Origin of the sequence: Salinicola lusitanus, from assembly GCF_003206045.1 — a bacterium.
In the GTDB taxonomy this organism is placed as follows: Bacteria; Pseudomonadota; Gammaproteobacteria; order Pseudomonadales; family Halomonadaceae; genus Salinicola; species Salinicola lusitanus.
Genome location: NZ_PZJM01000003.1, coordinates 37,850 through 50,664 on the forward strand (window position 1 = coordinate 37,850; position 12,815 = coordinate 50,664).

The window sequence follows — 12,815 nt, forward strand, 5'->3', positions numbered from 1 at the left end:
TGCGCGGCCGTCCTCCGAATCACAAGCTCCACTGGCTGCCGGCCCGACGCCGGAAGGATTACCGGCCGAGCAGATCGTGACCACGCTCGACTTCGACGCGATCATCGAGGAGGCGCAGCCGGACACCTTCCGAGGCGCTCAACAGGCCGTCGTTCCTGAGCTCTTCGGCGTCGAAGACCACGTGCCAGTTGTCACCGACGACATTTCGGAAAAAGGCGGCAATACCGACGAACTGGGTATTGGGCGCCAGGGCGGCGACGTCCACCTTCTGCTCACCCGGCAGCAGAGTCACTTCACGCTGGGACAACAGAGTGTTTCCCAGCACGCTCTCGCCCTCGCTCCACAGCTGACGTGGCGAGGCTGTGGCGAAGGGAGCCTGCTCGCTCAGCTGGTAGATTCTGACGACGACGGACAAGGGCTCGCCATTGACATCCGGGTTGACCGATTCGTCGCTATCGATGGTGACTCGCACCCGCTCCTGGTTGCCGAATAGATCTCCCGCCCAGGTATCACCGAAGCGGTTGCCGACACGATCGGCCACGCCGCAACCCGCCAGCAGAGCCACGCATAAACCCACTACCAAAACGCGTACGGACGCCATCATTGCCGTCTCATTCACTCTATTATTTAGTCCCGAGAAAGCTCACGAAGCCTGAATGCCAAAGAAGATTTGGCATCAATTTGTCTCGTGCGCCACACACCCTACCAGATTTAATGGCTATAATAAGCGTCGAATTTAACATTAGCTTACTCAGAAACATTTATTTACAAAAAGTTTGAGATCGACACATGAAAGCACAGTCCGTCAAATGGGCTTCGGTCGCGGCTTGCCTATTGTTGAGTGCTTGCGCAGCCGGCCCTCAATCCAAGGTCAATTATGTCAAGGCTACCGAACGCTTCGAAGGCACCCTGCCCTGCAATGATTGCCGCGGGATCAAGACCGACCTGATATTGCAGCGTGATGCCATTACCGGAGCCCCCCAGGGTTTCTACCTGCACGAGGTCAAGATCGACGCGCCCGGAGGAGAGAGAGTCAACTCGACCTGGGGGAAATGGTCCAAAAATCAAGATATTAACGACTTCGAACGGCAGCTTTATGTGCTCAGGCCAGAGGTGGGCGATGCGCGTGCCTACGTCAGAATGGACAACGGCAATCTGCAGCCGCTGACGGATCAGGGCATGCCGGCAATCGACGATGAAGGCAAGAGCGTGGCCCTCGAACTGTTGACCCCGGATCTATCCCCCGCGGCGGAGATGGATAAGGACAATTGAATCACCACTCGTGCTAGAGTGATGAGATAACCTTTAATTACACGAGATGTAAGAGATCGCCTACAACATTAATAGCAGATAACCTCGGAGCACCGTCTCGATTCTCCGATACAATACTTTGCGATTTCTGTTACCGGGTAGAATCTTGATCGTCAATCTATTGAGTCTTTCGGCGTCCTCGGCACAATGGGTCGCGAGCCGATGTTCAATGGAATGACACGACTGGCCTCGATAACCCAATCGACGCCAAGTCCATCTCGACGATATGACGTCGCACCGGGAATCGATCATGACGCAGTCCTTCGATGTTGATAGTTTCATCCGCTCGCGCAAGCAGACGCGAGTGGTGTCGGATTCGCTCAAGGCGCAGGCAGCGGACTATCTCACGACCTTGGCGCCACTGGTGCGACCCCAACCGCTGTTCGGCGAGTACCTGCAGGGGGCGCCTCGCGGTAGCGGCCGGGAGACTCAGCATCACTTCAAGGAGTTCCGCACCCTGTTCGACAAGCATGCGGCGCAGCGTCCGTTCAACCTGATGAACGAGCTCGAGGTACCGCTCAACATCATCAACTCCACGCCTGAGCTTTTCCCACTCGAGTACGACCATGACCTGCCGGGCGGCAGCACGGTGCGCGTGACCAGTCCTGCACGCTGGGTGGTGGGTTACTCGTCATTCGACTTGAGCCGCTTTCGTCAGGTCGTCCGCGACCCCAATCGCAGCGGCTCGGAGCTGCACCGTTTCGTGGTGCACTACCTGATGCTGTTTCACTGCTTCAGCCGCGCCGCCGGCCTGGGTCGCCTGTTCAAGGGGCTGCGCTTCCCGGTCGGCTTCCAGCAACTGGACGATTTCGGCGAGCTACCTTTCTGCGTGATCAGCTCGCCGGTCGCCTCGACCCTGCCGGCAGACGACGTGATCCGCCACAGCACCGAAATCTCCGGAAGCCGCAGCTTCGAAGAGCTGATCTCCGAAGATGCGATCGATGCCATGCAGGACGACCTGCGGGAGCAACTGATATCCGCCGTCAGGGAGGCGCCGTCCGCCTGACCGCGAGGCGCAACCCGGACACGACCCGTTCGAACCCCAACGAAGCCGCCATCTCAAGGGAGGATCCTTTCATGGCCAAGAACGAAAGTACTCAACACAAGCTGTCGCGCGTCAGGGCACCGCGAGTTCACCTGACCTACGACGTCGAGATCGGCGACAGCATCGAGAAGAAAGAACTGCCGTTCGTGGTCGGCGTCATGGGTGACTATTCGGGCAACCCGCTCGAGCCACTGCCGCGGCTGAAGGACCGCAAGTTCGTCAATGTCGACCGCGACAACTTCGACAGCGTCATGAAGGGCGTCAAGCCGCGCTTGAGCTACCGCGTCGACAACACTCTCGCCAATGACGGCTCGCAGTTGCCGGTCGAGCTCAACTTCAAGCGCATGGAGGATTTCGAGCCGCAGGAAGTCGTGCGTCAGGTCGAGCCGCTGCGCAAGCTGCTGGAGGTCCGCAACAAGCTGGCCGATCTGCGCAACAAGATGGGTGGCAACGACAAGCTCGAAGAGCTGTTGATGGACGTGCTGCAGAACACCGACAAGCTCCAGGCCCTGGGTGAAGAGCTGGGTCGTGAAGCCGCTGCGAAACCGCAGAGCGACAAGGAATAACGGGAGTCTTCCATGGCCGACAATCAGACCGACAACACGTCACAGACCGAAACCCAGGAAGTCTTCGCGCCGGAGACTTCACTGCTGGATAGCATCATCTCCGAGAGCCGCGTGGCTCGCTCGGAGACCGAGCGCACCCGTACCCGTGACCTGATCGACGAACTGGTCAATCAGGTGCTGGAGGGCGAGGTCACCCCGAGCAAGGACCTGATCGCGGTGCTCGACTCGCGTATCGCCGAGATCGACTCGCTGCTGTCGGATCAGTTGAACGAGGTCATGCACGCCAGCGAATTCCAGCAGCTCGAAGCGTCCTGGCGTGGCCTCAAGTATCTGACCGACCAGTCCGAGACCAGCACCAACATGAAGATCCACATGTTGAACGCGTCCAAGAAGGACCTGGTCAAGGATCTCAAGTCGGCCTCCGAGTTCGACCAGAGCGCGCTGTTCAAGAAGGTCTACGAGGAAGAGTACGGCACCTTCGGCGGCGCCCCGTTCGGCATGATGATCGGCGACTACGAGTTCGGCCGCCATCCGCAGGACATGTACCTGCTGGAGCAGGTTTCCCATGTGGCGGCGGCGGCGCATGCGCCTTTCATCTCTTCGGCCTCGCCGGAGCTGTTCGGCTGGGATTCGTTCACCGACATGACCGGGCCGCGGGATCTCTCCAAGATCTTCGATACCGTCGAATACGCCAAGTGGAAGTCCTTCCGCAATTCGGAAGATGCCCGCTACGTCGGCCTGACGCTGCCCCACGTGCTCGGCCGCCTGCCCTACGGCGAGGAAACCACGCCGGTGGAGGAGTTCAACTTCACCGAGAGTGTCGACGGCCGCGACCACAACAAGTACCTGTGGATGAACGCCGCCTACACCATGGGCGCGCGGGTCACCGATGCGTTCTCCAAGTACGGCTGGTGCGTCGCGATCCGTGGCGTCGAGGGCGGCGGCCTGGTCGAGGACCTGCCGACCCACACCTTCCAGACCGACGACGGCGAGGTGGCATTGAAGTGCCCCACCGAGATCTCGATCACCGACCGCCGCGAGAAGGAGCTCTCCGACCTGGGCTTCATCCCGCTGGTGCACTGCAAGGGCACCGACTACGCCGCCTTCTTCGGCACCCAGTCCGCTCAGTTGCCCAAGCAGTACAACACCGACGTGGCCAACGCCAATGCGCGCCTCTCCTCGCAGTTGCAGTACATCTTCGCCACCTCGCGCATCGCTCACTTCATGAAGGCGATCATGCGCGACAAGGTCGGCAGCTTCGCTTCGCGCCAGAACGTGGAGGATTACCTCAACGAATGGCTGTCGCAGTACGTGCTGCTGGACGACAACGCCGGCCAGGAAGCTAAGGCCAAGTACCCGCTGCGCGAAGCGCGCGTGGAAGTCGCCGAGGTCCCCGGCAAGCCCGGCGCCTACAAGGCGGTCACCTTCCTGCGGCCGCACTACCAGCTCGATGAGCTGACCGCGTCGCTGCGGCTGGTGTCGGAACTGCCGCAGTCCACTCGCGGCTCCTGATCCGCACGACCAAAGGCGGGCAGCGGTCAAGTACCGATGCCCGCCGGCGAATCCGAGGCGATATCCGGGAAGCACGGCGCGCGGGACGGCGTCGCCACGATCCATCGTGAGATGAGAATGAGATGAGCGAACCCTTGCAGATGGTTCCGACCCTGCTCGACCGTCTACTCGACGATGAGCCGCAGCACTCGACCGAAGCGCAACCCGGCCATCGCTGTTCGCTGGCCGACTACAAGAGCTCGGTGGTGCGCGATCTCGAACTCCTGGTCAACACCCGCCGGGAGCTGGTGGCCGACGGGCTGGATGGCTGGCCGTCACTGCAGGGCACCCTGCTCGACTACGGCCTGCCGGACTTCATCAGCCGTGGCGTCCGCAGCACCGAGGATCGCCGGCTGATCCAGCGCCAGCTCGAACGCACCATCGAACAGGGCGACAAGCGCTTCAGCAGCGTGCGCGTGCAACTGCTCAACCAGGACAGCCACGACCGTATTCTCCAGTTCCGCATCGAAGCCGTGCTGTCGCTGAGCGAAGCGAGCCAGCGCGTGGCCTTCGATGCCGTACTGCAAGTCAACACTCGCCAATACAAGGTGCAGAACCTGATCTGATGCTCGACGACCTGCTGCCCTACTACGAGAAGGAACTCTCCCACCTGCGTTTTCTGGGTCAGGAGTTCGCTCAACGGTATCCGAAAATCGCCTCGCGACTGCTGCTCGAGGGAGACTACTGCGAGGATCCCCACGCCGAGCGGATGATCGAGTCCTTCGCCTTCCTCAGCGCCCGGGTTCACAAGAAACTCGACGACGACTTTCCTGAGATCGTCGAGGCGTTTCTCGACGTGCTCTACCCGCACTACCTGCGTCCGACACCGGCACTGTCGATCGTCGAGTTCGACCCGGGGGCACAGACCTCCCTGACCGGCGCTTATCACCTGCCCCGGCACACGGCGCTGCACTCACGCCCGGTGGAGGACTCCTTCTGCCGCTTCCGCACCTGCTACCCGGTGGATGTCTGGCCGGTGGCGGTGAGCGGCGCCGAACTGACCCGGCTGGAGCGCTCGTCGTTCAATGCCCACGGCAATGACAACGTCGCCAAGCTGACCTTGTCGCTCGAGAGCCTCGGCAACACCGATTTCGGCAAGCTGGGCATGGATCGCCTGAGATTCTTCCTCGACGGGGAAGGCACACTCATGCACCCGCTCTACGAGCTGCTGTTCAACAACGTGGCGCGAATCTCGGTCAGCTTCGTCGATGCCGGGCAGCAGCGCGAGATCGGGTTGGCACCGGATGCCATCGCTCCGGTCGGCTTCGGTCACGACGAAGGGCTGATCGACTACTCCGAGCGATCGTTCCTGGGCTACCGCCTGCTTCACGAGTACTTCACCTTTCCCGAGAAATTCCTGTTCTTCGACCTGAACGGCCTGGCCCGCCCCCTTGCCGGCAAGCCGGTGACCCAGGTCCAGATTCACTTCCTGTTCCGCGACTACGATCAGCACGAGCGTCTCGCCCGGCTGGCGCAGACCGTGGGGCGCCACAATTTCCGTCTCGGCTGCACCCCGGTGGTCAACCTGTTCCCGCAGCAGGCCGAACCGATCAAGCTCAGCCACACGCGCCATGAATATCCGGTGGTGCCGGACGTGCGCCACTCCCGTTCCACCGAGATCGTCTCGATCGACGAGGTCACGCGGGTCATTCGCACCGCGATGCAGGACGAGGTTGCGCCCTGCCTGCCCTTCTTCGAACCGCGGGACAGTGAAAAGCAGGCCCGCCAGAGCTACTGGATCGCGCGGCGGGTCGCCTCGGAAAACGCCCGCGACCCGGGCACCGAAATGCGCCTTAGGGTGGTCGATCGCGAACTGGAGATGCTCGACGCCAGCAGCGACACCCTGAGCCTCAAGCTCACCTGCAGCAATCGCGACCTCCCGCAGTTGATGACCTTCGGCCACCCGCAGGGGGATTTCACCCTCGAACGCGAGCAGGTGGTGCAGCAGATCCGCTGCCTGCGCAAGCCGACGGCCCCGGTACGCCCGCCCATGGGCAAGGGCCTGATCTGGCGCCTGGTCTCGCACCTGTCGCTCAACCATCTGTCGCTGGTCTCCGACGGCCGCGAAGCACTGATGGAGCTGCTGACGCTCTACAACTATCGCCAGGCTTCGGCGATCCGCAAGCAGATCAACGGCATCGCCTCGATCGCGAGCGAACCGGTGATGACGCGCATCGGTCATCCGCGCCCCGCCTTCGTGCGCGGCACCGGCATCACCCTGGAGCTCGACGAAAGCCAGTTCACCGGTAGCGGTATCTACCTGTTCGGCATGGTGCTGGACCACTTCTTCGGCCAGTACTGCAGCCTCAACAGCTTCACCCAACTCACCCTGCGCTCTCGTCAGCGCGAACAGCGAGTCGCCCAATGGAAGCCGAGAACCGGTACTCAGCCCCTGGTCTGATCGATCAGGCCCGCGCCGAGCCCTGGCGATTCGGGTTCTTCCAGCTCGTGCGCCTGCTGCGGCTGCACTACAGCCGCACCGGGCGTATCGATCCCGAAAACCGCCCCCATCAGGACCCGCTGCGATTTCGCTCGCTGCTGTCGCTGAACTTCCCGCCCAGCGAGATCAGCGACCTCTCCTTCGAGAGCGACAAGGTCCGTTCCGCCAGCGGCGATCCACTGAGCGAGATCCAGGTCACGTTCATGGGGCTGGTGGGGCCGTCCGGCGTCCTGCCGCGCCCCTACACCGAACTGCTGATCAACCGTCATATCGAGAAGCGCGACGATGCCGCCCATGCGTTCATGGATTTCTTCTCGCACCGCATGACGGCGCTGTTCTACGAGGCGTGGCAGAAGTACCGCTTCCATATCGAATACGAGCGCAAGGGCAGCGCGGACTTCGAGGAGTGGCTGCTGCACCTGGTGGGTTTCACGCCCACCACGCTGGAGAAGAGTCTCGCCCGCGACGACGCGCCCGGCTCGCTGCGCCGTGACCTGTTCAGCTGGTTTTCCGGGCTGTGGTCGCAGCGGCCGCGCAATCCGAGCAACCTGCAGTCGATCCTGGAATACACCTTCCAGCTGCCCTGCCGGGTCGACTCGTTCGCTGGCCGCTGGATACGCCTCGATCCGGCGCAGTACACCCGCCTCGGCCAGGCCAATGCCAGGCTCGGGGAGAGTGCCGTGGCCGGCACCCGGGTGCGTGACTATCAATCCGCCTTTCGCGTCTCGTTCGGGCCGCTGAGCCTGAGCGCCTACCGTTCGCTACTGCCGGACACCGAAGCGCACCGGAAGCTGATCAAGCTGGTGCGTTTCTACGCCGGCATCGAACTCGACTTCGAGATCGAGTTGATTCTCGACAGGCACAGCATTCCCGCCCCCCAACTGGGTGCGGGGGGCAGTATCAACCTGGGGCGGCTGGGTTGGCTCCAACCCGCCGACCGACCGGCCGCCTCCCACGGCCATGCACTCTTCGACATTCCCTACGACGGAGCCACGGCGTGAGTCTCAAATCCCTTTTCGACAAGCTCAACGATCCCTGCCGCGAAGCCACCGAAGGCGCAGCGGCACTGTGCCTGGCCGAGCGCCAGTACGATGTCGATATCGAGCACCTGCTGCTCAAGCTGCTCGACAGCGACGACAACGACTTCCTGCGCATCGCCCGGCACTACGACGTGTCGCTCGATCGCCTGGCGACGCAGCTCGAGGAGACGGTCTCCACCTTCAAGACCGGCAATACTCGAACGCCCGCCCTATCGCCGCGCATCACCCGGCTGATCGAGCGCGCCTGGGTGATCGCCTCGATCGATCACGGCGAGGCCCAGATTCGCGGTGGCCACCTGCTGCTGGCGCTGCTCAAGGACGACGAACTGCGCCGGGTATTGCTGGATGGCGCCCGTGAGCTCGAGCGGATCAACGTCGACGACCTGCAGGCACATCTCGATGACCTGATCGGCGGCAGCAGCGAAGATCAGCACGTGCGCCCGCTCGGCGAGGGAACGAACGCCAGTGGCCCGAGCCAGAGCGCCGGCCACTCCTCGGACACCCAGGCCGGCGGCGGGCGCCCCGGCAAGAGCAAGACCCCGGCGCTGGACCAGTACACCATCGACCTGACCGGCAATGCCCGCGCCGGGCGCATCGATCCGGTGCTCGGCCGCGAGGAGGAGGTGCGCCAGATGGTGGACATCCTCACCCGACGCCGCCAGAACAACCCGATCCTCACCGGCGAAGCGGGTGTCGGCAAGACCGCCGTGGTGGAAGGTCTGGCACTGCGCATCGTCAACGGCGATGTGCCACCGCCGCTCAAGAACGTCGAGCTGCGCACCCTCGACCTGGGGCTCCTGCAAGCCGGCGCCGGGGTCAAGGGCGAGTTCGAGAGCCGACTCAAGAACGTGATCGAGGAGACCAAGCGCAGCCTGCATCCGATCATCCTGTTCATCGACGAGGCCCACACCCTGATCGGCAGCGGCGGACAGGCCGGCCAGGGCGATGCCGCCAACCTGCTCAAGCCGGCGCTGGCGCGCGGCGAACTGCGCACCATCGCCGCCACCACCTGGGCGGAGTACAAGAAGTACTTCGAGAAGGACGCGGCGCTGGCCCGTCGCTTTCAGGTGGTCAAGGTCGAGGAGCCGGCCGAGCCGGTGGCCATCAACATGCTGCGCGGCCTGAACGAACGGATGCAGGATCATCACAAGGTGACCATTCTCGACGATGCCATCGTCCAGGCCGTTCGCCTGTCGCACCGCTATATCACCGGCCGCCAACTGCCGGACAAGGCCGTCAGCGTGCTCGACACCGCCTGCGCCCGGGTCGCCCTGGCGCAGTCCTCGCAGCCGGCGGCGCTGGAGGACGCCCATCGTCGCGTCGACAACCTCAACAGCGAGATCGCCGTTCTCCAGCGCGAACAGCGCGAAGGCAGCGATCATGCGGAAACCCTCGCCGCGCTCGACGAACAGCTCACCGCGACCCGCAGCGAGATCGACGATCTCAGCGCACGCTGGGAGCGCGAGCAGGAGATCGTGACGCACCTCAAAGGGTTGGAGGCGGAGCGCGAATCCATCGAGGCCGGCCAGCAGGACGGCGATACCGACGCGTTGAGCCGGCAGATCGGCGAGGTCCGGCGAGAGCTGGCCGCGATTCAGGGCGAGCACTCGCTGGTGCACGGCCATGTCGACGGCAACGTGATCGCCGAGGTGATCTCCAACTGGACCGGCATTCCACTCGGCAAGATGATGCGTGACGAGATCGCCACCGTGCAGCGCCTGCCCGAACTGCTCGGCGAGCGCGTGCTGGGCCAGGATCACGCACTCTCCGAGATCGGCAAGCGCATCGCAATCTCGCGGGCGCGGATGGAGGACCCCAACAAGCCGATCGGGGTCTTCCTGCTGCTCGGCCCCAGCGGCGTCGGCAAGACCGAAACCGCGCTATCGCTGGCCGACACACTCTACGGTGGCGAGCGTAACGTCATCACCATCAACATGTCCGAGTACCAGGAAGCCCACACCGTCTCCAGCCTCAAGGGCTCGCCCCCCGGCTACGTCGGCTACGGCGAGGGCGGCGTGCTGACCGAAGCGGTGCGCCGCAAGCCCTACAGCGTGGTGCTGCTGGACGAAGTGGAGAAAGCCCACCCGGACGTGCTGGAGCTGTTCTTCCAGGTGTTCGACAAGGGCGTGCTGGACGATGGCGAAGGTCGCGAGATCAACTTCCGCAACACCGTGATCCTGCTCACCTCCAACGTCGGCACCGACGACATCATGCAGCAGTGCCTGGGCGTCGAGTCCCTGCCCGCGCCGGATGCGATCGTCGAAAGCCTGCGCGATCAGCTCAACGGCGTGTTCAAGCCGGCGTTCCTGGGCCGGTTGAACATCATCCCCTACTACCCGGTACAGAAAGAGATTCTGCACAACATCGTGCGGCTCAAGCTCGACCGCATCAAGCACCGCTTCGAATACAACCATCGCGCCGAGTTCGAGTACGACCCGGCGATCATCGAAGCCGTCGCCGAGTGCTGCACCGACAGTGACAGCGGCGCACGCAATATCGACAACATCCTCTCCGGCAGCCTGATGCCGACCGTCGCCGCCCAGGTGTTGGACAAGATGGCCAATGGCGAGGCGATCGAGAAACTGACGGTCAGCCTCGACGACCAGGGGGAATTCGCTTACGCGCTGAGTTGAGTCGACAGCGTAGCGAGACGATAGCGTCCCCGGCGGCCGAGCGTGCCGTCGGGGACGTTTGCCATTCGGCGCGCGACGGTCATCCACCAAAGTCGTATTCAGCGAAACCAAAGCCCCCTGCCACGAAAGACAGATTTCCCCCGATATCGAGTCCGGCCATGCTGGCGATACCTCCCCAGATTGGTAAATCGCGTCATGCCCGACAATCTGCCCCAAGAGACGCTCCAGCGGTGGCTCGGCAACCGCGAGCAGAGCACGGATCGTCTCGATAGCGCCCTGGTTGCCAGGGTCGCGGCGACGTTCAGCAGACCCTGCCCAGAACCAGGCGAGCCCCTGCCCCCCTTGTGGCACTGGGCGTTTTTCCAGAACCCGCTCCCCGGCGCGCAGCTCGGCGGTGACGGTCATCCGACTCGTGGCGGTTTCCTGCCGCCGGCGGATGACCGCAACCGGATGTGGGCCGGTGGCCGCGTCGAGTTTCTCAGTCCGTTGAAAGTGGGTATCGAAGCACAGCGCGTCTCCACCGTGACCGATATTCAGGAGAAGCACGGCCGCACCGGCTCGCTGCTGTTCGTGACGGTACAGCACGACTACTCCCAGGCTGGCGAGCTCGCCATTCGCGAAGCCCAGGATATCGTCTATCGCCAGCCTTCCCCGCCGAAACTGTCGCTCGACGAGCCGATGCCGGAAGCCGACTGGTCGCAGACCCTCGACCCCGACCCGGTGCTGCTGTTCCGCTACTCGGCGGTCACCTTCAATGGCCACCGGATTCATTACGACTGGCCGTATGTCACCGGGACCGAGGGTTATCCGGGGCTGGTAGTCCATGGCCCGCTGATCGCGACGCTGCAACTGCAGGCGTTCTGCGACGCCAATCCTCAATTGCGCCCGACGCGCATGCAGTATCGCGGTCTGCGTCCGCTGATCGCCGACAAGCCGTTTCGGACCACCGGCCGGATCACCGACCATGGCACGGCCGAGCTGACCGCCGGCAACGACGACGGGCCGGCCCATCGCGCCACGGTTGAATTCCACGACATTGAAGACCAGGAGTCTCGAGCATGAGCCTCAACCCCATCGACCACGAGGCGCTGGAAGCGATCCGCGACGGCGTTCGCAGCCTGTGCCAGCAATATGATGGCGAGTATTGGCGCGACATCGACAAGGCCCAGGGCTTCCCCGAGCAGTTCGTCACCGAGCTGACCGAAGCCGGCTGGCTCGGTGCGATGATCCCCGAGGCGTTCGGCGGCTCGGGTCTGGGTCTGGCGGAAGCCAGCGTGATTCTGGAGGAGGTCAACCGCTGCGGCGGCAATGCCGGCTTCGTTCACGGCCAGATGTACAACATGGCGACGCTGCTCAAGCATGGCAGCGAGGCGCAGAAAGCCGCCATCCTGCCCAGGCTGGCCAGCGGCGAGCTTCGCCTGCAGTCGATGGGCGTCACCGAGCCCACCACCGGCACCGACACCACCAAGATCAAGACCACGGCCGTCAAGCGCGGCGACAAGTACGTGATCAACGGCCAGAAGGTGTGGATCTCGCGGATTCAACACTCTGATCTGATGATTCTGCTGGCGCGCACGACGCCGCTGGCCGAGGTCAAGCGCAAGTCCGAGGGGATGTCGATCTTCCTGGTCGACCTGCATCAGGCAATCGCCAATGGCATGACGGTCCAGCCGATCGACAACATGGTCGGCCACGAGACAAACGAGCTGTTCTTCGACAATCTCGAGCTGCCGGCGGATAGCCTGATCGGCGAGGAGGGCAGGGGCTTCCGCTACATTCTCGACGGCCTCAACGCCGAACGCACCCTGATCGCGGCGGAGTGCATTGGCGACGGCCGCTGGTTCATCGACAAGGCCAGCCGTTACGCCAACGAGCGCGTCGTGTTCGATCGCCCGATCGGTCAGAACCAGGGGGTGCAGTTCCCCATCGCCGAGGCCCATATCGAGGTGGAAGCCGCCGACCTGATGCGCTGGCGTGCCTGCCAGGAGTTCGATGCCGGTCTGCCGGCCGGGGCCAGCGCCAACATGGCGAAGTACCTGGCGGCCAAGGCCTCGTGGGAGGCGGCCAATGTCTGCCTGCAGACCCACGGCGGCTTCGGCTTCGCCACCGAGTACGACGTCGAGCGCAAGTTCCGCGAGACTCGCCTCTACCAGGTCGCCCCGATCTCCACCAACCTCATCCTCTCCTACGTCGCCGAGCACTTGCTCGACCTGCCACGCTCGTTCTGAG

11 protein-coding genes are annotated in these 12,815 nt (G+C 63.4%); 10 read left to right on the top strand and 1 reads right to left on the bottom strand.

The genetic code is table 11. The annotated features are described in order from the left end of the window. Positions 1-58: 58 nt before the first annotated feature. A complete protein-coding gene (gene tssJ, locus DOM45_RS03985) occupies positions 59-604 on the bottom strand; it encodes a type VI secretion system lipoprotein TssJ (RefSeq protein WP_110598241.1) in 546 nt (181 codons plus the stop codon). A 185-nt stretch (positions 605-789) separates the two neighbouring features. Between tssJ and DOM45_RS03990 the strand changes: the two genes are divergently transcribed. The 10 genes from DOM45_RS03990 (at position 790) to DOM45_RS04035 (ending at position 12,814) form a co-directional block, all read left to right on the top strand. Beyond that, a complete protein-coding gene (locus DOM45_RS03990) occupies positions 790-1,272 on the top strand; it encodes a copper resistance protein NlpE N-terminal domain-containing protein (RefSeq protein WP_110598242.1) in 483 nt (160 codons plus the stop codon). Positions 1,273-1,561: 289 nt separating this feature from the next. Further along, positions 1,562-2,317, top strand: a complete 756-nt coding sequence (locus tag DOM45_RS03995; protein ID WP_110598243.1) for a hypothetical protein — start codon at positions 1,562-1,564, stop codon at positions 2,315-2,317. 71 nt (positions 2,318-2,388) lie between these two features. Continuing rightward, complete coding sequence (gene tssB, locus DOM45_RS04000; protein WP_110598244.1) at positions 2,389-2,922, top strand: type VI secretion system contractile sheath small subunit; 534 nt, start codon at positions 2,389-2,391, stop codon at positions 2,920-2,922. 12 nt (positions 2,923-2,934) lie between these two features. Then, positions 2,935-4,434, top strand: a complete 1,500-nt coding sequence (gene tssC / locus DOM45_RS04005) for a type VI secretion system contractile sheath large subunit (RefSeq protein WP_110598245.1) — start codon at positions 2,935-2,937, stop codon at positions 4,432-4,434. A gap of 122 nt (positions 4,435-4,556) precedes the next feature. Next, a complete protein-coding gene (gene tssE / locus DOM45_RS04010) occupies positions 4,557-5,039 on the top strand; it encodes a type VI secretion system baseplate subunit TssE (RefSeq protein ID WP_110598246.1) in 483 nt (160 codons plus the stop codon). Continuing rightward, on the top strand, positions 5,039-6,874 hold the full coding sequence (gene tssF / locus DOM45_RS04015; protein ID WP_110598247.1) for a type VI secretion system baseplate subunit TssF: 1,836 nt from the start codon (positions 5,039-5,041) through the stop codon (positions 6,872-6,874). The genes tssE and tssF overlap by 1 nt, the downstream gene beginning before the upstream one ends. Continuing rightward, positions 6,838-7,914 carry a type VI secretion system baseplate subunit TssG gene (gene tssG, locus DOM45_RS04020; RefSeq protein WP_110598248.1) on the top strand — a complete coding sequence of 359 codons (1,077 nt, stop codon included), beginning with the start codon at positions 6,838-6,840 and terminating at the stop codon, positions 7,912-7,914. Before tssF ends, tssG begins: the two co-directional genes overlap by 37 nt. Then, positions 7,911-10,586 (top strand): type VI secretion system ATPase TssH, encoded by a 2,676-nt coding sequence (gene tssH, locus DOM45_RS04025; RefSeq protein ID WP_110598249.1) that lies wholly within the window; start codon positions 7,911-7,913, stop codon positions 10,584-10,586. The genes tssG and tssH overlap by 4 nt, the downstream gene beginning before the upstream one ends. Before the next feature lie 195 nt (positions 10,587-10,781). Then, a complete protein-coding gene (locus DOM45_RS04030; RefSeq protein ID WP_110598250.1) occupies positions 10,782-11,648 on the top strand; it encodes an HTD2 family dehydratase in 867 nt (288 codons plus the stop codon). Then, positions 11,645-12,814, top strand: coding sequence for an acyl-CoA dehydrogenase family protein (locus tag DOM45_RS04035; protein WP_110598251.1), 1,170 nt, complete (start codon positions 11,645-11,647; stop codon positions 12,812-12,814). Before DOM45_RS04030 ends, DOM45_RS04035 begins: the two co-directional genes overlap by 4 nt. The last annotated feature ends 1 nt before the right edge of the window (position 12,815 follow it).